This is a genomic window from Streptomyces yunnanensis, from assembly GCF_029011865.1.
Lineage (GTDB): Bacteria > Actinomycetota > Actinomycetes > Streptomycetales > Streptomycetaceae > Streptomyces > Streptomyces yunnanensis.
On the sequence record NZ_CP095749.1, the window covers coordinates 2,251,061 to 2,271,489 of the forward strand.

Sequence of the window (20,429 nt, forward strand, 5' to 3'; positions counted from 1 at the left end):
TGAGACAGGGCCATCGTGCGCTCCCACTGCGTGAACTGGCGTTTTCGCAGGGTGAGTTGCACGATGGCCCCGCCGTTGTTCAGCTGGGCACCATCGACGGCAAGCGCGTCCAACAGCCCGAGGCTACGCCCCGATAGCGGCGCTCCCGTACCTCTCCGAGGCCACCGTCCGTCTCGTCTCGGCGAGGGCCCGCCGCCACAGAGAACAGGCGGGTTCCCTGTCGGCGAGGGCGACGGAGAGGTGGTCCAGCAGTGTGCAGACGGCGTCGATGCGGGTAACTGTCGTCATGCACCGGCCGGGGAGGGGAAAGTCCTCTGGGGCCGTGAGGCTGGTGCTGAGCGTGTTGACGGTGTCGGCCAGCCACAGGACGAGCAGGCGGCGCAGCCACTCCTGGGCGGCTCGTGCAGATTCACGTGGCGTGGAGGCTTCGACGTGGGCCGCGACGCCGTCCAGGATGTGGTCGGGGCTCTCCGTATCGTCCGCCCTGCCCTCCGGAACCAGTCCTGTGACCAGGCGCAGCGCTGTACGGGAGACGACCTTCGCCAAGTCCGCACCCGGGAGGGAGTGGGACAGACTCGGATCGATGAAGGTCGGCGGCGACTCCGGGCCGTCCGCGAACAGGACGTGTTCCGGTTCGAGGTCTCCGTAGCACCACACCCGCCGGCCCGCGGCACCCGGCCTGAGCTGGGCGTGCAGTCGCGCGACGATGGGTGCCAGGTGGTGGGCGTGGCCCGTCCTCATCAAGTAGGAGGACCCGCTGATGCCGTTGAACTTCCGCAAGAAGGTGGCGGCGATGGACTGCTCGGCGATGGCCGCCCCGTGCAGTCGGCTCCCCAGGGCGGGACAGCGCAGGCATCGGAGCTCTCGTGCCGTCGCAGCGAGTAGGTCGGCGGTGTGCCGCGGGTGACGTTCGATGGCCTCGCTGAGCGTCGGTCCCGGTGCCGGGGTGGTGAACAGCACTCCCCCGGTGGAACCGGCCACGCCGGCGACCCGTAGGCCAAGTCCCGACAAGGCGGACAACTGGCGTGCCTCCCGGTCCAGCAGTTCGCCGGGCCGGGACAGGTAGTCGGCCTGCTCGGCACGCAGACGCGTCAGGTCTCCCCCGGCGCCGAGCAGTACGGCAGGCATCGACATTCCGAGCAGCGACGCCTTCGCGAACAACGGTCGGCCCGCCACGTCCACGCGGCGCACGAAGCTGAACTCGCTCGGCACCACCGCCCCCAGGCGCACGGGACGTTGCGGCCACAACGTGTCGGCCGCGTTCAGGATCTGCCTGTCCAGGAGGGCACGGACCTCGGCTGGTGCGGGAAGCGTCAACCGTTGATCCCCGCGTCGGTGCCAGGCAGCGTCTGTCGGGCGGCCCTGCATGGTCCTCGTCGCGCCGACGATACGCGAGGCCGTCACGAGCGGCCCCGGCCCGCCGCCGGCGAGCCCGGACGACCTCGTTCAGTCGGCCGGCACACCTCCAGCACACGGGTGGCATCCCGTACGTCCGCGAAATCGGCGAACCTCTCCAGTACTGAGACCACGCGGGAAACGTCAGCCTGCCCGACGACGCGACCGACGCACTGGCTGAACTTCTCCCAAAGGTGCGGCGGGTGGAGAACCTCCGTTCGGCCCACAGGGCTGTCCTCGGCCATGTGGCGAAGGACGCCGCCGGTGACGGTGAACACCGTCACCTCTGCCGGCACGCGCACGTCGCCGGACCATGACGCCGCCGCCACGCTGACTCTTGTCCGGTTCATCAACTGTCGTATCCGCGGACTCAGATACGCCTCGTCCTCGAAATGCGCCGAGTCGATCCCACCCTCCAGGAGAGCACGAGCCACCACGTACTGAAGGCTGAACTTCCCCGCGAGAGGCTCCGGTAGGACGGGTCGGTCGGTGTGCGGCAGACACCGGCGGTCCACGACGATGTCGATCCGTTCCACGTCCTCGGGTGCGAAACGCCGCTTCCGATGCAGCGCGATGGCCGCCTCCAGCGCGGAGTGGGTGCTGCCACAACACTCGTGTTCCTTGACGGTGTTGGAGCAACGGTTGATCTCCAGGGTGGAGTCGCCGGCACCGGGGACAGCAGCCGCGAGTTCGTAGCGCCCCGGGCCGCTGTACAGGTCCAGGAAGCCACGTGGCTCCTCCAGAGCCCGTGGGTTGGCCGTGCATCCCTGCGCGGCGAGGCGAGCGGCGAAGAGGCCCTCGCGTACGGCACGGCCGACGTGCAGGGGTTTGACCATGGTCCCGATGTTGGCCTGGAGCCCGGCGGCCGACGAGGCAGCGATGGCCAGAGCTGTCGCGCACCGCTGGGGGGACAGCCCGAGCAGACGTGCTCCGGTGGCCGCCGCGCCGAGCACGCCGAGGGTGGGGGTGGAGTGCCAACCCTTGTCCCAGTGGCTGGTGCCGACGGCTCGGGAGATCCGGATGACGGCCTCGTAACCGGCCGCATACGCCTCGGCCACCTGCCCGGCCGAGGAGCCTCGCTCTTCCGCGAGGGCCAGTGCGGCGGGGATGAGCACGGCGGAGGGGTGGCCGCCCATGATGGCGTTCGTATCGTCGTAGTCCAGTGCGTGCGCGGACACGCCGTTGAGCAGCCCGGCGTCGAGCGCACTGACGCGGTCGGCCGTGCCCAGGACGAGGCTCGGGCCCGGGCTCAGGGGCCCGGCGGCGGCTCGTGTCAGCCGGGACCCCTCGGCAGCGGAGCCGGCGTACGCCACACCCACCGTGTCGACCAGCGCGGTGTGAAACACCGTGTGCCCATGGTGTGTCAGGTCCTGGTGGCGCACACCCGCGATCCGCGTGCCCAGGAGCTCCAGTACGCTCGCCGAGCCGGTCCCGGAGTGGTCCGTCATCGTGGTGATCGTCCCTTCTGGTGGGCGCGGTGCCGGGGCCGGTGATCGGCGCACCAGCGGTGTCATGTGCGGCGTGCGGACGTGTGACTCATGTCGGCGTACCGGTCACCGGCAACCCGGGCTGCGAGCGGTTCGAGGACGGCCAACTCCTCCGCATTCAGCTTGAGTTCGGCTGCCGCCGCGTTCTCCTCGACTTGACGGACCTCCTGGGATCCCGGCACCGGCACCACGGTGAGGCCCCAGGAATCAGCCCGGTGCTGTACCCAGGCCAGGGCTATCTGGGCCGGAGTCGCGGCGTGGGCGCGGGCAAGGGAACGTACCGGGGCGAGCAGCGCGACGTTGATGGAAGCGTTGTGGCCCATGAACCGTGGATGGGATCGACGGAGGTCTCCGGCGGGGAGGTCGTCGGTGGAGCGGAAGCCCCCCGTCAGCAGGCCGCGGCCGAGGGGCGAGTACGGCACGAGTGCGACACCGAGTTCGCGAGCCGCTTGCACCGGTCCGTCCTCGATGTCCCGGGAGAACACGGACCATTCCGACTGGAGCACGGCGATCGGATGTACTGCTGTCGCGGCTCGCAGCTCAGCCGCGGTCGCCTCCGACATCCCCAGATGGCGGATCTTGCCCGCCGCCACGAGCTCCGCCATCGCACCGACGGTCTCCTCGATCGGGATGTGCATGTCCCGCCGGTGCATGTAGTACAGGTCGATCGTCTCGACGCCCAGTCGGCGAAGGCTCGCCTCGCACGCCTGCCGCACATACGCCGCGTCTCCCCGGATCTTCCGCCGACCCGGCGTGCCCGCGGTGGGGACGAGGCCGAACTTGGTGGCCGTCACCACCTGATCACGATGGCCGAGCTTGAGGAAGGAACCGAGCAGCTCTTCGTTTGCGCCCCACCCATACGCATCGGCTGTGTCGAAAAGGGTCACGCCCAGCTCCAGGGCACGGCTCATGACGGCCAGGGATTCCGCCCGGGTGGCCGTGCCGCGGATCTCGCCGTAGAACTCGTTCATGCCCATGCAGCCAAGGCCCTGGACGCCTACTTCGGGGCCGTTGGTACCCAGCGTCACACGCCGCATGTCATGTCTCCCCGGTGTTCTCGTGACGGGTGGAGCGTGTGCGGGAGGGCGCGGCGTGACGGGCATCGGCTGCCTCGTAAGCGGCAGACCGCAGCCACGTCGCCCGCTCTCGCGGCCCCGCCAGGCACAGACTCGCGAGGTCCAGCGGATCGAGGAAGATCTCGGCTCCGGTTTCGATGTCGCGTACGTGCAGCCGCGGCCCGTTGGCGGCGGTGTCCGGGTGCACTTCGACCGCCGCGAATTCGTTGGCGATCAGGAAACCGCCCTCGGCGGAGGAGGCGGTCACAGCAGGAAGGCCAGAGGGCCGTTGACGGCATGGGGGTCCAAGAGGCCGACGCGTTTGCGCCGGATGAGGGGGCGTTGACCGTCCGTGCTCAGGCAGTGGAGATAGTCACCGGCGATCACCCCCTGCCGGCCGAGCCTGGCGTGCACCAGGACGAAGGTGGAGACGACGTCCACGTCTGCGCCATGAGGGCAGGGGGACACGTCGCATCCGGACACGACACGGCGCACGGTCGAGGGTGGTACCTCGGCGTGTGCGTACCCGCTGGAGAGCCGGAACAGCCGATCGAGGATGCGCTTGCGGTCGTCGCAGACGATGCTGAGACTGTCTTCGGGGTCGGTGGCCGCCGGGTCGACGGGCACCCAATATGTCGCGTCGTCGGCGTACAGCCGCAGCCAGTCGTCATACCGCCGCATGTCGAGCAGGTGCGCCTCGTGCCTGGCCAGGGCGAAGTAGGGCTCGGCGCGGTCGAGTTCGGTGCCGGTGCCATCCATACCGGTGTGGGTCATCAGCTCACTTCCGTCCAGCGGTGAACGGCTGGCTCAGCAGGGCCGCCCACTGGCTGTACAAGCCTCGTTGCGGTACCTCGTCGGTGATCGCGGCGCGTGGTCCGTGGTCCCCGTTCTCAAGACGGTGGGTGCCGCGTTCGAAGGAGACCCAACCGTCGACGGGGCGGTTGCCGTCGTGCACCCGGCCCAGCATCTCCAGGTCGTCGGGGGTGCCGAAGCCGGCTGGGCCCCAGAAGAGTTCGTGGTAGCGGCGTCGCAGCCCGTTGATCGCGGGCGGGGCGGCTTTGATCATCAGGGGTTTGAGGGTGATCACCGTCTCGTCGACGGCCACCGGCTCGATCTCTCGGATGTGAATGCCGATCAACTGCAGGTTGGGGAAGACGGAGAGGTTGTAGCCGGGGCCGGCGTTCGCCTCCAGCAGCGCGCGGTATTCGTCCTCCACCAGCCCCAGCCGCTCAGCGCTCAGGCCGTCGAAGCCGGGCAGGGTCGCCAGCCTCCGGCTCAGCACCTCACCCGCCACCTCGCTCTGGTCCAGTACGACGTGGCCGTGGCCGAGGTCTCGTGTGCAGCCGCCCTCCTCTTGCACGATGTAGCGCGACTGCTTACCCGTGCGGCGCTGCATCACGGCAAAGAAGGAGGAGTGGGTGAAGTTGGCGTGGTAGCCGTCCACCCCGTTCTCCACCTGGAGCTTCCAGTTCCCCCGATAGCGGGAGGTGTGCGCGCACGCGTCAACGCACAGCTCCCGTCCACCGGCGTGGTCGACATAGCCGTCGATGTAGTCGGTTGCGGGGCCCAGATGCTCACGCAGTGCGGGGACGTCGGGCCGCAGGCTGGCGAAGACGAAGCCCCGGTAGCTGTCCAGACGGGGAGCCGACCACAGATCGCGGCCGTGCTTCGCCGTGCCGCCGGGATAGCCGTCCGGAAAGGAGACGCCCACCAGTTCGCCCGTGTTGTGGAAAGTCCAGCCGTGGTAGTGGCACCGGAAGGCGTTGGCATTGCCAGAAGGCGCCTGACACAGCTCTGTCCCGCGGTGCGTGCAGCGGTTGCGCAGCAGCCGGATCGCACCGTCGTGCCCGCGCACCAGCAGCATCCGCTGCCGTCCGACCCGCACCAGCCGGTAGTCGCCGGGCTCCGCAATCTCGCTCTCGTGGCCCACGTACACCCAGGAGGAGTGGAAGATGCGCTCCATTTCGAGCTCGTAGATCCGCTCGTCCCGGTAGACGGCAGTGTGCGCACGGACACCGTCGAACCAGTTCGCCGGGTTGAAGGACGCAGCGAACACGGAAAGTTCCTCTGCGGTGACGGTCACGCCTCATCCTCCTCGGTCGGTCGAAACTCCCGGTGGGTCAGGGACGTGAGGGGTACGCACCCGCCTCGACCCGCGAGGCCGTGGTCCGGCGGCTCTGGAGGCCGGCACCGGGAGCCAGGAAGGTCTTGAGCCGCTCGCCGGCCCCGTCGGCGGCGAAAACCCGCTCGAAGTCCTCCAGGGCGTGGGTGTCTCCGAGCAGATCGGAGACGTCGTGCCGGACAAGGAACTCCAGGGATGCCTGGAAGGTCCCGTAGGCCGCAGACTCGAAGATCACTTCCTTGCGCAGGGCGGCGGTGAGGTCGATGCTGACCGGCGCGGCCGGTCGGCTCTTCAAGACGATCCGTCCGCCGGGCCGCACGGCACGGATCATCTCCTCGAAGGCCGAGGAGACGGGCTGGGTCTCGACGATGAAGTCGTACGCGTCCACGGCGAGCGGAGCCGTGCGGGCGGCCGCGACGTGACGGAAACCGGCGCTGTCCAGCACCCGTGCGGTCAGGTCGGCTATGCGGTTGGCCCCGTAGACCATGCCCAGGTCATCGGTGCGGATCCCCGTCTTGAGGACTGCCAGGGACGCACACACCGGCTCGGCGTAGGCGCCTTCACGGAAGGACAGCCCGTCCGGTAGGGGGCGCACCACCTCGGCGGGGACGGCTACGAACTCGGCGAAGGCGCCGTGCCGGGCGACTCCCAGGAAGCGGTGGTGTGCGCAGCACTCGGGGGTTCCCTGGGCACAGCGCGCGCAGGTTGTGCAGGGCAGCACCGGCATCACCGCGACACGGTCACCGGCCGCGAACCGGCTGACGCCTGTCCCCGTACGCGTGACCGTGCCGGAGAACTCGTGGCCCAGGATCAACGGGTCCGCGCTGGGGATGCGGCCTTGGGCCACGTAGATGTCGGTGCGGCACACCCCTGCGACTTCGACGCGGACGAGCACCTCTCCCGGTGCCGGATCGGGAACGGGGACTCGCCGCACCCGCACGGAATTCCCTTCCTTCACGACCGCCCGCATCCGGGTCATCGAAGCCTCCTCACAGCCGGGCGACGTGCGGTGGCTCGGTGGCCTGAGGGACCGGCGCGGTCATCGTCATTCACGGTGGATTCCTTCCGCGGACAGACATAGCGGTTGCCGACTCCCGAGTGTTCTCTGCCTGCGTCCATCGGCACCAGAACGCCTTGCCAACTTGTCTCGAAGGCGACGGCGTGCACATCCACCACACCCCGACGACACATCAGAGGCACATTTCTCTCGCCAGAAAGACGCTGCGGTCGGGAACCAGTCAACCTACCCGGCCCGTGCTGATGCGCGCGGCCGGGGTTGGGACAGGCTCAGCACGGTCGGCGTGGGGATGCCAACGACATCTGGGGGGTGGCGGATTCCTACCTGAGACCGACGCGGCAGGTGTCTGATGGAATCGAGGGGGTAATCAACACCCTCGTTCCCATCATCCGACGGAATTCTGGATCAAGCAGGGAGTGGGTCTCACAATGCCCGACACCACGCTCTCCGGCGTGACAGTGCAGCCGCTCTCCGGTCACATCGGCGCGGAGATCTACGGCGTGGATCTCGCAAAACCGCTGGACGATTCGGTGATCGAAACAATCAGGTCTGCCGTGCTGCGCTGGAAGGTGGTCTTCTTCCGAGAACAGGACATCGACCACGCTGCACACGTAGCCTTTGGGCAGCGATTCGGCGAACTCATCAGGATGCCGGCGCGCGGCTCCGTCTCCCCCAAGGACTACCCGGAAATCGAGACGACCGCCGACTTCCTCGAACACGGCCCGACTTTCGGGCTGGACAACAACGAATGGACGGAACGCAATCGCCATTCGCCCTGGCGCGGCTGGCACATCGACGCCAGCCCCCGCATCGACCCGCCCACCGCCACCATCCTGCGGGCCGAACAGGTGCCCTCGTACGGCGGCGACACGATGTGGGCCAATCTGGCCGCCGCGTACACCGGCTTGTCGGAAGCCGTACAGAGGCTGGCCGACGGCCTGCGGGTCGAGCACCGCCTCGGGGTCACCTACCGGCCCCGGCCGGGTCGGGACGCATACGTGGAACATCTGATGGAAAACCAGGCGGCCACCATCCACCCCCTGGTCCGCGTACATCCGGAAACCGGTGAACGGGTGCTGTTCATCGACTGCCAGTACATCGAGCAGATCATCGGCGTCTCCCGTTTCGAGAGCCAAGGTCTGCTCAGCATGTTCACCGAGCAGATTCTACGGCCCGAATACACCGTACGTTTCCGGTGGGAGCCAGGCAGCGTCGCCTTCTGGGACAACCGGTCCACCATGCACCTGGGGCCGGTCGACACCGCCCATCTCGAAAGCGGTATACCGCGAATCATGCACCGGGTCATGGTGGTGGGTGACATTCCCGTGGGAGTGGATGGCAAGCCGTCGGAGTCACTCGTCGGCGCACCATTGAACCCCAAGCTCAGCTGATCCCCGCCCCGTTCAGACCCGCGCGACAGTCAGTCGGCAAGGAGAGGAACAGCGACGAAATGCGCAGAGTACATCTCGCCGGGTTGAACGTATCGGCGCAAGGGCTCGGCTGCATGGGCATGTCGGAGTTCTACGGGAAAACCGACGATTCCGAATCGCTAGCCACCATCGGCAGGGCTCTGGACCTCGGTGTGACTTTCTTGGACACGGCCGATCTGTACGGCAGAGGAAAGAACGAGCGGCTGGTCGGCAAGGCCATAGCAGGGCGGCGGGATGAGGTCGAACTGGCCACGAAGTTCGGCATCTTCCGAACGGACACCGCCGATCCGATCCAGCGCGGATATCGGGGAGAGCCGGCATACGTACGGCGGTCCTGCGAGGCCAGTCTTCAGCGGTTGGGTGTCGAAACGATCGACCTGTACTACCTGCACCGCGTGGCCCTCGACACTCCGATTGAGGAAACCGTGGGCGCCATGGCGGAACTGGTCGCAGCCGGGAAGGTACGACATCTGGCGTTGTCCGAGGTGACGGCCGAAGAACTCCGTCGGGCGCACGCCGTCCACCCCATCACCGCCCTACAGAGTGAGTGGTCGCTGTGGTCCCGCAAGGTCGAAGCGGAGGTGGTGCCCGCCTGCCGCGAGCTGGGGATCGGATTCGTTCCGTACTCCCCTCTCGGCCGGGGGTTCCTGACGGGTGCCCTGAGCGCGACGACCCGGTACGACCGGGACGACTTCCGTGCGGACAATCCACGATTCGAGCCGGCGAACGCCCGGCGCAACGCGGCCCTCGTCGACGTCATACGCGCCATCGCCGGAACCCGGGGGGCGACACCCGGGCAGGTGGCCCTGGCCTGGGTGCATCAGCAGTCGCAGACGCACGACCTTCCTGTCGTCCCCATACCCGGGACCAAGCGGCGCACATGGCTGGAGCAGAACGCGGCCGCCGCGGAGCTGGAACTCACACCGGACGAGCTGGCGCAACTCGACCCGCTGGCCTCGCAGGTGGCCGGAGAACGGTACGGGGAACGCCAGCCCTACCGAGGCGGGCTGGTCAGCGATTTCGAGTGAGCCATCGTGCCAACTCACCAGCTGCCCGGCCGCAGTTCAGGGTCAGGCGACAGTAAGGCCCGCCAGATCAAGGCCGATACGGCCCGAAGTCGGTCGACGGGCCCGCGTACCGACGACGGACTCCGCTTCTCATCGACGGGCCAGAGTCGAACTCCGGGCGACGTCAGCGATGCAGGCAAGCACACTCTTCCTTCAGTAGGAGACTCCTGATGCCTAACATCACGGTGAACGGCGACCCGGTCGCGGTCGGCGGCACACTACCGAAGCCAGGCAGCACCGCTCCGGATTTCACATTGGTCGGTGCGGGCCTGGTGAACCTCACGCTGCGGGACTTCGCCGGCAAGCGCAAGATCCTCAGCACGTTCCCGAGTGTCGACACCCCCACCTGTGCGTCCTCCGTTCGCAAGTTCAACGCGGAGGCCGTGAACCTCGCCAACACTGTGGTGCTGTGCGTCTCCGCCGACCTGCCCTTCGCCCAGGCGCGTTTCTGCGGCGCCGAGGCCCTGGACAACGTCCGCGCCCTGTCCGCCTTCCGCAATCGGGAGTTCTTCACCGACTACGGGGTGGCGATCGAGGAAGGGCGGCTGGCCGGCCTGGCCGCCCGCGCCGTCGTCGTACTGGACACCGAGAACACAGTCCTTCACTCGGAGCTTGTCTCGGAGCTCTCCCATGAGCCGAACTATGAAGCCGCTCTCGCCTCCTTGGAGTAGGGGGCCTTCCTCCCGGATCCTGGGCCCTGTCTGACTTCCAGGACAGGGGCAGCGCCCCTTCGGCGGTGAGCGGCGTGATCGGTGGTGGTCACCACGCGGCGCACCCCGCAACCCGGCCGGCGCGTGATCCGCATGCGCAAGGAGATGTGCGGCCTGACTTGTGGGCCAGTGAGCTTGAGGAAGTGCTGCGGAGGGTCGGTCACCGGTTCAGCCGGGCAGATCTGCGGCGTCGGATGCGTGCCTGCGCTGCAGAGCCTTCTGCACCAGGCCCGGTGGGATGCGGACGAGGTCCGTGACGACGTGCAGGCGTACGTCGCCGACCGGCCCCTCTTCGTTCCCGTCCCGAGCGCACTCCGGCGCGGCACGTCGCGCGGTGGGGCCGGCGGTGTCTCTCCAGGTCGACTGGCGGTGAGTGGTCCCTCCGTTCAGCGTGCTGGTGAGACGGTCGGAGGGCATGTGGTCGTACGTGGGAATCCTGGCCCAGGAGTACCGCTCGGCGTCGGCCAGTTCCTTCGCCGTGGGCACATGCTCGGCGGGTTCGCCGTTCCAGCGGCGGCCAGGAGGTCTTCAAGGCGCTGCTCACCGAGCGTCTTCTTCTGCTGTCCGGATGCCCTTTTCGGTGGGGGCACGGTACTCGCCTCGTTCTCGGCAGCGAGGGAGGCGCCGGGAGCGGGGTCCTGCGATGGGGCGGGGCGTACGGCCGTTGACCGCGCTCCGGCCTCGGGATTGCGTGGGCCGGTCGTGCCGTTGTGCGGAACGCCTCTACCGGTGATGGCGGGCCAGAGTAGGGCACGCACCGAGGTTCGATCGGGACACACCTGTTCATCGACCGTCCTTGCCTTGCGCAGCTGAGGTCTGGTGGCTGAGGGGCGTGGCCGATCCGGGCGCACCTCGACGGCCGGAACAACGGCTCTCGTCTTCGGCAGTCCACGGGCGACGGATCCGACTGTTCCGGGACCCACGTCTGAATGTCAGTGCGGACCTCTACGGTGGGAGATCACATGCTGCCGAGCAGTGCCGAGCCGGTGACGGAGGAGGGCGAGGGGCGTGCGCAGGGTTCCACCGGAGATGTTCCGGTTCACCACGGGTGAGAGGTCCGATCTGTACGGGGCGGTGCTGGACGCCTTCGGTGCGGCCGGCGAGCGCCTGGAAACGGCGCTGGGGCTCGACGCCGTACGGGAGGGGCTGCGCGCGGTGGGGTGGCTGGCGGCGGTCGAGGACGAGGACCTGCACGAGGCGCTGAAGCAGCTGGGGCGCTGGGAGCTGCTGGAAGTGGTCCAGAACCACGCGGAGAACTACCGCACCGCCGAGGAGTACGAACGCCGCAATCTGCAGTATTCACTGACCCGTCGAGGTGAGGCCGCGCTCGCCGGGGTGCGGCACGCGCTGGAGGTCCTCGCCTCGACGGGGGCACTGCAGACGGCCGTGCTGGAGGCGATCGCGGATCGTCTCGACGAGCTGTGCCTCCTGGCCGGTGAGCCCGCCTCGGCCGATCGCCGGATCTTCAGCACGCTGCGGGAGCTTGAGGGGCACCTGGAGGCGCTGGTGGAGAACACCAAGGCGTTCAACGGTGAGTTGCAGCGGCTGCTGCGCGCCGAGGGCGCGGACCTAGAGGTGTTCCGCGAGGTGAAGGCCGCCACCGTCGCGTATCTGCAGGAGTTCCTGGTCAACCTCGACCGGCGCGGTCAGGCCGTGGCCGCTGCCGTGGCCCGGGTGGAGGCCCGAGGGATAGCCACGCTGCGGGAGCGGGCCTTGCGGGGAGCCGAGCTGCCACCGGTGGCAGGCGAGGATCCCGCGGCCGGCTGGCTGGAGAGCCGGCGGGCACGCTGGGCGGGCCTGCGGGCGTGGTTCCTGCCGGACGAGGGGGCGCGGCCGCGGATCGAGCAGCTGCACGACATCGCCCGGCGGGCCATCGTCTCCCTCTTGCAGGTCCTGGAGCGGATCAACGAATCGCGGCGCCGCTCCTCCAGTGCCGTGCAGGACTTCCGGGAGCTGGCGCACTGGTTCGCGGCGGCTCCGGGAGAGGAGGATCTGCACCGGCTGTGGTCGGCGGCGTTCGGCCTGGGTTCGGCGCGCCACGCCCACCTCGCCCATCCCGACCCGGAGTTGATCCCGTCGTCGCTGCCGTGGTCCCAGGCTCCGCCCGTGGAGGTGTCGGCACTGCTGCGTACCAGCGGCAGGACCGAGCGGTTCACCCGTACGGCCAAGGTGCGGGATGTCGCGGCGGTCAAGGCGGAGCGCGCCGAGCAGGCCCGCAGGGAACGCGCCGAACTCGCCCGCGCATGGGCGGATTTGGCGACCGACGGACCGGTGCGACTGTCCTCGTTTCAGGAGCTGGACACCGCCGTCTTCGCCCGGCTGCTCGACCTCCTGGGTCGAGCCATGTCCACCCTGCCGGATGCCATGGGAGTGCGGCGCGCGACCACCGGCGACGGCCGGGTGGAGATCGCCCTGTCCTCTCCTCCCGACAGCCGCACCGCCGTGCTGCGGACGGAGAGAGGCGTGCTGGCCGGACCGGACTACGTCGTGTGCATCACGGCGGCGGGTGGAGCGGGTGCGTTCCCGGCGTCGCGCGCCGCACGACAGGAGGTGGCGGGATGAGCACGCTCGCCAATCAGCTGGCCGCCGCCGAGCGGGAAGAGGTGGCCCGCGGCATCCGCCTGCTGCTGGCTCGCCCCCTGCTCACCGAGGCCGCCGACCCGCCCGGTTTCGATCTGGTGCGGCGCCGCCGCGAGCCGCTGGCCAAGTGGTTCGACTACACCTGTGGCTGGAGCCTGGTCGTGGAGCCCCGCCGCGGGTACGCGCGGCTGGCCAAGGTCCGCGCCGGTGTCGATGGCTCCCGCCCGGCCCGCAGGGCGCGTTCCGGCCGGGCGCCGTTCGACCGCCGGCGCTATGTGCTGCTGTGCGTGACCGCCGCCGAGCTGCTGTCGATGCCGATGACGACCATCGGCCTGCTCGCCGACCGCGTCGTGCAGGCCACGGCGACAGATCAGGCGCTGCCCGCCTTCGACCCGGTCCACCGGCCGGAACGGATGGCGTTCGTCGACGTCCTGAAGTTGCTGGAGGCGTACGGCGTGCTGCGGGCCGTGGACGGCGCGACCGAGGCGTACGTGGCCTCACCGGAAGCCAAGGTGCTCTACCGAGTGGACACCACCTTGCTGATGAGGCTTCCCACGGCTCCTGTCGGAGCCTCCCGGCTGGCCGTGCCGCCGGACGAGGTGCCGCTGCGGTTCGAGGAGCTGCTGGCCGGGCTGGTGCGGGAGCGGCGTTACGGCGGCGCCCCCGAAGCGGCCGGTAGCGGCGAGCGGGAGGAAGTACGAAACGAGCCCGCAGCCGCCTCGGACACGCAGCGCAACCTGTGGCTGCGCCACTCGGTCCTGCGCCGCCTCTTCGACGACCCCGTCCTCTACCGCGTGGACCTCACCGACGAGGAGCTGGCCTACGTCACCTCCCTGACCGGACGTCAGATCCTGCGTCGCTCGGTCGAGCAGGCCGGCTTCGTCCTGGAGGAACGGGCCGAGGGGTTCCTGCTCGTCGATCCGGACGCGCTCGCCACCGACCTCCGCTTCCCCGACGACGCGTCCACCGCCAGGGTTGCCGCGCTCCTGCTTCTGGAGTCGGTCTGCTCCTCGCCCGGGGGAATGCTGCCCGAACAGTTCGCCGAGGCCGGCGCCGATCTCCTCCGTCGCTTTCCCCGTTGGGCGAAGGCGTACCAGTCCGCGGACGGTGCGGTGCGGCTGGTCGAGGACGCCGTGCGGGTGTTGTGCGACGTCGGGCTGGTCCGGCGGGCCGGGGGCCGCGTCGTCGCGCGCCCGGCGGCGTACCGCTACCGCCTCGCCGAGACGACGAGCACCGATGCGGACGACCGGCGCAGACACAGACAGGCGACGGGCACGAACCCGCCTGCGACGCCGAGTACGACGCCCGCGTTCGACACACCGGACGAAGGAGACGAGCAGTGAGCGTGACGGAACTTCCGCTGCCCCGGACACCGGAGGCGCCCGCCGGTCCGCCCCAGTCGCCCGGGGACGCGGCGGACGTGGCCCGGGGCCGCTGGCAGCCGTACCGCGCGGGCATTCTCAACGTCTGGCGCTACTACGACGAGACCTTCACCTTCCACCAGGGTCGCCTGCTGCTCCGCGGCCAGAACGGCTCCGGCAAGTCCAAGGCCCTGGAGCTGCTGCTGCCCTACCTCCTCGACGCCAGCCTGCGCCCCAACCGGCTGTCCACCTTCGGTGGTTCGGAGCGCACCATGCACTGGAACCTGCTCGGCGAGGGCGCCTCCGGCAAGACCCGCGTCGGGTACGTGTGGATGGAGTTCCGCCGCATCGGCGAGGACGGCACGGAGCAGTGGTTCGGCTGTGGAGCGCGGCTGCAGGCGAGCGTGCACACCAGCGGGGTGCACGCCGACTACTTCACCACCACGGGCCGGATCGCCCACCCCGACGGTCTGTCCCTCACCAACGAGTCCGGCCAACCGCTGACCCGAGCCGCCCTCGCCGAGGCCGTGCGCGACCACGGCGCGGTGCACGCCTCGTCCGCCGACTACCGCACCGCGGTACGGCGAGGGCTCTTCGTGGGCATGGGCGAGCAGCGCTACGAGTCACTGCTGACCGCCCTGCTCCAACTGCGCCAACCCAAACTGTCCGAGCGGCTCGACCCGTCACTGCTCTCCACCCTGCTGTCCCGCGCCCTGCCCCCGCTGGGCGAGGCCGAGGTCGCCGAACTCGCCGAGGGCTTCGAACGGCTGGACCGCCAGCGCGAACACCTCAGGCAGCTCGACGAGGAGGTGGCGGCGGCCGAGACCGTCGCGGCCCGCCAGCGCAGCTACGCCCGACGGGTGCTGCGTGCCGGTTCCGCCGCACTGATCTCGGCGACCACCGAGATGGACAACCTCACCCGTGTCGCCCGCCACAGTGCCCAGGAACACGAACGGGCCCTGGAAGGGCGGGAGTCGGCCCAGGTGCAACGGGAGGAACAGGAGCGGCGCGGGCACGCCCTGGAGGAGACCATCGAGGGCCTGCGGGAGAGCGACGCGTACCGGCAGGGCGAGGAACTGGACCGGCTGCGCCGCCGTACGGAGGAGGCGGCCGCCACCGCCGGGCGGCTGTGTACCGCCGCACAGACCGCGCGCGACCGGGCGGAAGACGACCAGCGGCGCGCCGACGAGGCGGTGCGCCGTGCCCGCACACTCGACGACCACGCCCACCAGGCCGCCGAGGAGGCCCACCGGTCCGCTCGGACGGCGGGCCTGGAGTCCGTCCACCACGAGGCGAAGGCACTCCTCGACGAGGTACGCGCGCCCGCCGACGGAACGGTGTCGGCGAGGGCCGCCGGCACGACCGAGATCGCACCGCCCGACAGAACGACGGCCGAGGACCGGGCCCGGCGGGTCCGGCAGCTGCTCCGGGGCGCGGTCACCGCCCGGCGAGCGCAGATCACACTCGTCGCCGAGGCCATGGAGGCGTACGAGCGGGCGGTGCGCGACCGCGGCACCGCCGAGGAGACGCTGGAACAGACCCGCACCCGGCTGGCCGAAGCCGCCGGCCGGCGAGACGAAGCAGCTCGCGCCTGGGACGACGCACTCGCCGCACTGGCAGGGCGGCTGCGCGTCTGGGCCGCGGGCTGTACGGAACTCCGGATCGCCGACCCTGAGGAACTGGTGGCCAAGGCGGCCTCCGAGACCCAGGTGACGGCCCAAGTGGAGGCCGCCGCGCGCACGGTGGAGCGAGAGATCACCGAGGGCGAGTCCGCAGCCCGGGGCGTGCGCCGGGCCCTGCTGGACGAGCGCAACGGCCTGGTGGAGGAGGTGGAGCGGTTGCGCGGAGAGACCGACCTGCCGCCCTCGCCCCCGCCCACCCGCACCGCGGACAGATCGACGATGGCCGGCGCGCCGCTGTGGCGGCTGATCGCCTTCCGCGAGGGCGTCCCCGTCGCCGTCCAGGCCGGAGTGGAGGCCGCATTGGAGGCGTCGGGCCTGCTGGACGCCTGGGTCGGTTCTGACGAGAGCGTCACGCTACCCGGCCACGACACCCGGGCCGAGGCGGCCCTGGCCCTGTCCGCCCCGGGCACCAGCCTGCTGGAGGTGCTGCGCCCGGAGGAGGACCTCCCGGTCCCGGCCGAAACCGTCACCCGCCTCCTCGCAGGCATCGCGTACGGCACGCGTCTGCCCGACGGCCATCCGGCGGCCGTCTCCGCGGAGGGCGCCTGGCGCCTCGCACCCGCGACGGGCACCTGGAGCAAACCGGAGCCCGCCCACATCGGCGCCCTCGCCCGTCAGCGGGCCAGGCAGCGCCGGATCGGCGAACTGACCGACCGCATCAGCCGGACCAACGCCTCACTGGCCCTGCTCGACGATGAGCTGCGCGCCCTGACCACCCGCCGCGCCCGGCTGGACGCCGACCTGTCGACCCGCCCCGACCACCGGGAGCTCGACGCCCGGCGCCGTGACCGGGACCGCGCCGAGGAACGAGTGGCCGCCCGGGACGACTCCGTCCACGACGCCGCCGCACACCTGGAGGAACGCGAGAACGACGTGGCAGCCACGCTGCGCGCGCTCAGCCGGCAGTCGGCGGAACACGGCCTGCCCACCGACCGCGGCCGTCTGCGCGAACTGTCCACCGCCGTCGACGCGTTCCGGGACACCGCCGACACCTGGGCGGACGCCTGTCTGAACGCCGTCGCGGCGGCCGGCGGCGCCGGGCAGCTGGCCACGCAGGCGGCCCGATCGGATCAGACGGCCCGCGAACGATCCGAGGAAGCGGCGGCCGCACAGGCCGAGGCCGAGGGGTTGCGGGCGCGTCTGACGGCGGTGGAGTCCACCGTCGGCGAGGACTATCGGCAGGTCGTCGCGCGCGTCGCCGAAGCACGGAACGCGCTGCGCCGCTGCCGTGAGGAAGCACGGCACGCGAGCGAACACCTGCTCCGTCTGGAGCGGCGCATCGGGGAACTGCGAGCCACCAGCGAACGGGACGCCGAGCGCCGGGAACAGGCCGTCGCAACCCGAGACGGCGCGGCACACCGCTTCCGCCACCTGTGCCTGGCCGGCCTGGCCGAGGACGCCGGCAGCACGCTGGAACTCCACGCCGAGGACGGGGCCAAGGCCACCCTGGAGGCCGCCCGCGCGACAGCGGCGAAGTGGCCGGACATCCCACACGCCCCACGCAACCTCGGCGACGCCGCCACCCGCCTGTCCGAGGCGGTCCACCAGGCCCGTCAGCACCTCGGCGCCCGCACCGACCTGGACCTGGAGGCCGACGAGGACGTCCAGCTCTTCACCGCCAGCCTGGACGGCGTACGCGTCGGGGCGGCGGGCCTGCTCGGCACGCTGACGCAGGAGCGCGACCGCAGCCGCGACGACATCACCGCCGCGGAACGCCGCCTGTTCGACCAGATCCTCACCGGCGACATCCGCCGCCATCTCGCGGCCCGCATCCGCCAGGCCGGCGAACTCGTCGACCGGATGAACGGCCACCTGGAACACGTCCGCACCGCCTCCAACGTCGCCGTCCAGCTCGTGTGGCAGATCCGTCCGGACCTCCCCGACGGCACCCGCACCGCCCGCGAGCTGCTGCTCAAGGACCCGGGGCGGGTCACCGAGGGCGACCGGGAGGCGCTGCACACGTTCTTCCGCTCCCGCATCGAGGAGGCCAAAGGAAGTGACACGGCGGCGAGTTGGGAGGAGCAGCTGGGCGAGGTACTCGACTACACCGCCTGGCACCAGTTCACCGTCCGCCTCGACCGCGCGAACGGGGCGGGCTGGCAACCGCTCACCAAGAAACTGCACGGAGCACTCTCCGGCGGGGAGAAGGCCATCGCCCTCCACCTGCCGCTGTTCGCCGCCGTCTCCGCCCACTACGAGGCCGTACCCGAGGCACCGCGGCTGATCCTGCTGGACGAGGTCTTCGTCGGCGTCGACACCGTCAACCGCGGACAGGTCTTCGCCCTGCTCACCGCGCTCGACCTGGACCTCATGCTGACCTCCGACCATGAGTGGTGCACCTATGGGGAGTTGCCCGGCATCGCCGTCCACCAGCTCCTCACCGGCGCCGACGACGACGCGGTCACCAGCGCCCGCTTCGTGTGGAACGGGACGGACCTGGAGACGCCCCAGGACGCACCGGCGTCGCGGGAACCGTCGCGGGAACAACAGCCCACCGCCATGGCCGACGAGCGGTACACGCCGTCAAGCGTGACGACGGAGCCGGCGCCATGACGCACAGCGGAACACCCCGGGGCGAACGGGCCCTGGCCCGCACCGAACTGCGCCCACTGTGGCAGGCGGTCCACGACCGCCTGTCCTCCGGCCGGCCCGTCACCCGCGTGCGCCTCGGCCCCCTCGACGACACCCAACGCGAAGCCCTCGCCGACCTCCTCGGCCTGGACCGCCTGCCGGACGCGCGCCCTTCCGTCCTTCTGTCCCGCCTGGAAGAAGCGGTGGCCGAGAGCTGCGGCCACACGGTACGCGACGTCGTCACCGAACTGATCGGCCCGCTCAGGGACCGAGCGTCCGAACGGCGCCGCGAGGAGGACGAACGGGCCGCCCTCTGGGCGTGGTTGGACGGCCACAGCACCGTACGGGCGCAGCCCGCACTCGCCGACTGGACCGCCTCCTGCCGAGCCGCCGGCCTGGTCGGCGGCTCACCGGAGCGAACCCGCACCCTGCTCACCGACGCGCTCGCAGTGCTCGCGGCGCTCCCCGCCCGAGGAGAGCCACTGCCCGCCTTCGCCGCCCGGGTCCTGAACGGCGACTCCCACGCCCTCGACGACGGCACCCGCGTCTCCTCCCTGGTGCTGCGTGCCCTGGCGGCCCTCTACTGCGCCGACCCACCACAGTCCGCAGAGCATCGGCGCGCCCTGTGGGGCCGTGCCGGCATCGCGGACGACGAGCTGTCCGCCACCGTCCTCGCCGCCGGGCTGCGACCCGTCGGCGACGGGCCGCTCGCCCGCGTGACACGGGCGTGCGCCGAGGCCGGGCAGGCGGCCAGCCTCACCCTCGCCCAGCTGCGCGCCCCAGGCACCTTCGCCCTCCCCACGGGGGCCGCGCCGGTCGTCCACATCGTGGAGAACCCCAGCGTGCTGGCCCTCGCCCTACGCCGTTTCGGGCCGGGCTGCCCGCCACTCGTCTGCACGTCGGGATGGCCCAACAGCGCGGCCGTCAACCTCCTTCGCCTGCTCGCGGACCACGATGCGGCCCTGCGCTACCACGGCGACTTCGACGGCGAAGGCATCCGCATCGCCGCGTACGTCCTGGACAAGACGCCCGCCCGGCCCTGGCGCATGACGGCAGCGGACTACCGCGCCGCAGCCGCCCGCACACCGCACGGCCCTCCTCCCGGCCGTCTGACCCCGGCCCCCTGGGACCCGGAGCTGACCACGGCGATGGCACAGCACGGAATCGCCGTAGTCGAGGAACTGATCGCCGACGTGCTCCTGGAGGACCTGACCGACGCCACTCGGCCGGCACGAGCACAGCAATGAACGCCCCAAGAGAGGTACGTCAGGACGGTATTCCTGGTCAGTTGTGGACGACGCCGATGCCGCCCTGCACGTTGTCCAGAGGGTGACCGGGGAAGGCTCCCCAGGTGGCGGCCGAGGGCTTTGATGGCGTCGAGGTGGCGATGAGGCTGGCGCCGGGGGTGCCGTGAAGCCGATCGTTGGCGACGGTGACAGCGGAGTCGAGGAACTGCGTTCCGGTGCCGGGCAGTTCGGCGACGCCGAGGACTGGCCCGAAGTACCCGGTGGAGAAGGTGGACTCGTCCGGGTCCGCGAGGTCCAGGCCAGTGAAGAGGGTGCGTTGCGGGGTACCGCCGGGCTTCTCCGCATCGGGATGGAGGTCACGGGCGGAGCGGACGCGGGCTTCGCAGCCGGGGTACCAGGCCGGCCGGGTGCGGTGGCCAGGGCCCGGCGGAGGGCGGCGAGGAAGGCATTCCACTGGGGCTCGACCACGGCCCGCTACGGCCACAGCAGGAAGAACGGAGCCCGGAAGCTCGCCGCCTCCCGAGCCAACAGGCTCGGCCTGTCATACCTGGTCTGACCTGGGGATTCGCTGGGCCGTTGGGCACGTGGTCGGCCACACCACCGCCCAGAAATGACGAAAGCCCCTGGTAAGGGGCTATTCGCTCTGGTGTCCGAGGGGGGACTTGAACCATACGTACACGCCGGTGATGCGGGGCGAATTGCGG

Annotated in this window: 16 protein-coding genes; 7 read left to right on the plus strand and 9 right to left on the minus strand. The window is 70.4% G+C overall.

Features of this window, described 5'->3' with window-relative positions; genetic code table 11:
• Window positions 1-123: 123 nt before the first annotated feature.
• From MOV08_RS09950 to MOV08_RS09980, 7 genes are all read right to left on the minus strand, one after another.
• Window positions 124-1,317 carry a phosphotransferase gene (locus MOV08_RS09950; protein WP_275307105.1) on the minus strand — a complete coding sequence of 398 codons (1,194 nt, stop codon included), beginning with the start codon at window positions 1,315-1,317 and terminating at the stop codon, window positions 124-126.
• A gap of 83 nt (window positions 1,318-1,400) precedes the next feature.
• The gene (locus MOV08_RS09955) at window positions 1,401-2,843 is read right to left on the minus strand and encodes an MmgE/PrpD family protein (RefSeq protein WP_275307106.1); all 1,443 of its coding nucleotides are present in this window, start codon (window positions 2,841-2,843) and stop codon (window positions 1,401-1,403) included.
• Window positions 2,844-2,905: 62 nt separating this feature from the next.
• Window positions 2,906-3,919 (minus strand): aldo/keto reductase, encoded by a 1,014-nt coding sequence (locus tag MOV08_RS09960; RefSeq protein WP_275307107.1) that lies wholly within the window; start codon window positions 3,917-3,919, stop codon window positions 2,906-2,908.
• A 1-nt stretch (window position 3,920) separates the two neighbouring features.
• A complete protein-coding gene (locus tag MOV08_RS09965) occupies window positions 3,921-4,205 on the minus strand; it encodes a hypothetical protein (RefSeq protein ID WP_275307108.1) in 285 nt (94 codons plus the stop codon).
• Window positions 4,202-4,711 carry an aromatic-ring-hydroxylating dioxygenase subunit beta gene (locus tag MOV08_RS09970; RefSeq protein WP_052286649.1) on the minus strand — a complete coding sequence of 170 codons (510 nt, stop codon included), beginning with the start codon at window positions 4,709-4,711 and terminating at the stop codon, window positions 4,202-4,204. The genes MOV08_RS09965 and MOV08_RS09970 overlap by 4 nt, the downstream gene beginning before the upstream one ends.
• A 4-nt stretch (window positions 4,712-4,715) precedes the next feature.
• Window positions 4,716-6,020 carry an aromatic ring-hydroxylating oxygenase subunit alpha gene (locus tag MOV08_RS09975; protein WP_275307109.1) on the minus strand — a complete coding sequence of 435 codons (1,305 nt, stop codon included), beginning with the start codon at window positions 6,018-6,020 and terminating at the stop codon, window positions 4,716-4,718.
• 37 nt (window positions 6,021-6,057) lie between these two features.
• The gene (locus MOV08_RS09980) at window positions 6,058-7,038 is read right to left on the minus strand and encodes a zinc-dependent alcohol dehydrogenase (RefSeq protein ID WP_275307110.1); all 981 of its coding nucleotides are present in this window, start codon (window positions 7,036-7,038) and stop codon (window positions 6,058-6,060) included.
• Window positions 7,039-7,505: 467 nt separating this feature from the next.
• Between MOV08_RS09980 and MOV08_RS09985 the strand changes: the two genes are divergently transcribed.
• From MOV08_RS09985 to tpx, 3 genes are all read left to right on the plus strand, one after another.
• A complete protein-coding gene (locus MOV08_RS09985; protein WP_275307112.1) occupies window positions 7,506-8,468 on the plus strand; it encodes a TauD/TfdA dioxygenase family protein in 963 nt (320 codons plus the stop codon).
• Between the two features lie 83 nt (window positions 8,469-8,551).
• Window positions 8,552-9,535 carry an aldo/keto reductase gene (locus MOV08_RS09990; protein WP_338057152.1) on the plus strand — a complete coding sequence of 328 codons (984 nt, stop codon included), beginning with the start codon at window positions 8,552-8,554 and terminating at the stop codon, window positions 9,533-9,535.
• A 209-nt stretch (window positions 9,536-9,744) separates the two neighbouring features.
• The gene (gene tpx / locus MOV08_RS09995; protein WP_275307114.1) at window positions 9,745-10,245 is read left to right on the plus strand and encodes a thiol peroxidase; all 501 of its coding nucleotides are present in this window, start codon (window positions 9,745-9,747) and stop codon (window positions 10,243-10,245) included.
• A gap of 207 nt (window positions 10,246-10,452) precedes the next feature.
• Here the strand turns inward: tpx and MOV08_RS10000 are convergent, their stop codons facing one another.
• Window positions 10,453-10,770 carry a hypothetical protein gene (locus MOV08_RS10000; RefSeq protein ID WP_275307116.1) on the minus strand — a complete coding sequence of 106 codons (318 nt, stop codon included), beginning with the start codon at window positions 10,768-10,770 and terminating at the stop codon, window positions 10,453-10,455.
• A 522-nt stretch (window positions 10,771-11,292) separates the two neighbouring features.
• On the opposite strand from MOV08_RS10000, the gene MOV08_RS10005 reads away from it, so the two are divergent.
• The 4 genes from MOV08_RS10005 to MOV08_RS10020 are packed head-to-tail and all read left to right on the plus strand — an operon-like array spanning window position 11,293 to window position 19,725.
• Window positions 11,293-12,846 carry a TIGR02677 family protein gene (locus tag MOV08_RS10005; protein ID WP_420834145.1) on the plus strand — a complete coding sequence of 518 codons (1,554 nt, stop codon included), beginning with the start codon at window positions 11,293-11,295 and terminating at the stop codon, window positions 12,844-12,846.
• Complete coding sequence (locus MOV08_RS10010) at window positions 12,843-14,207, plus strand: TIGR02678 family protein (protein WP_275307117.1); 1,365 nt, start codon at window positions 12,843-12,845, stop codon at window positions 14,205-14,207. Before MOV08_RS10005 ends, MOV08_RS10010 begins: the two co-directional genes overlap by 4 nt.
• Window positions 14,204-18,460, plus strand: a complete 4,257-nt coding sequence (locus MOV08_RS10015) for a TIGR02680 family protein (RefSeq protein WP_275307119.1) — start codon at window positions 14,204-14,206, stop codon at window positions 18,458-18,460. The genes MOV08_RS10010 and MOV08_RS10015 overlap by 4 nt, the downstream gene beginning before the upstream one ends.
• Complete coding sequence (locus tag MOV08_RS10020; protein WP_275307120.1) at window positions 18,457-19,725, plus strand: TIGR02679 family protein; 1,269 nt, start codon at window positions 18,457-18,459, stop codon at window positions 19,723-19,725. Before MOV08_RS10015 ends, MOV08_RS10020 begins: the two co-directional genes overlap by 4 nt.
• A 37-nt stretch (window positions 19,726-19,762) precedes the next feature.
• Here MOV08_RS10020 and MOV08_RS10025 read toward each other — a convergent pair whose 3' ends face one another.
• Complete coding sequence (locus tag MOV08_RS10025) at window positions 19,763-20,179, minus strand: hypothetical protein (RefSeq protein ID WP_275307121.1); 417 nt, start codon at window positions 20,177-20,179, stop codon at window positions 19,763-19,765.
• Window positions 20,180-20,429: the final 250 nt, after the last annotated feature.

Coding starts and splice junctions, on each gene's coding strand:
- MOV08_RS09955 (WP_275307106.1), bottom strand. CDS start 2,843: ATGACGGACCACTCCGGGACCGGCTCGGCGAGCGTACTGGAGCTCCTG.
- MOV08_RS09960 (WP_275307107.1), bottom strand. CDS start 3,919: ATGCGGCGTGTGACGCTGGGTACCAACGGCCCCGAAGTAGGCGTCCAG.
- MOV08_RS09970 (WP_052286649.1), bottom strand. CDS start 4,711: ATGACCCACACCGGTATGGATGGCACCGGCACCGAACTCGACCGCGCC.
- MOV08_RS09980 (WP_275307110.1), bottom strand. CDS start 7,038: ATGACCCGGATGCGGGCGGTCGTGAAGGAAGGGAATTCCGTGCGGGTG.
- MOV08_RS09985 (WP_275307112.1), top strand. CDS start 7,506: ATGCCCGACACCACGCTCTCCGGCGTGACAGTGCAGCCGCTCTCCGGT.
- tpx (WP_275307114.1), top strand. CDS start 9,745: ATGCCTAACATCACGGTGAACGGCGACCCGGTCGCGGTCGGCGGCACA.
- MOV08_RS10010 (WP_275307117.1), top strand. CDS start 12,843: ATGAGCACGCTCGCCAATCAGCTGGCCGCCGCCGAGCGGGAAGAGGTG.
- MOV08_RS10020 (WP_275307120.1), top strand. CDS start 18,457: ATGACGCACAGCGGAACACCCCGGGGCGAACGGGCCCTGGCCCGCACC.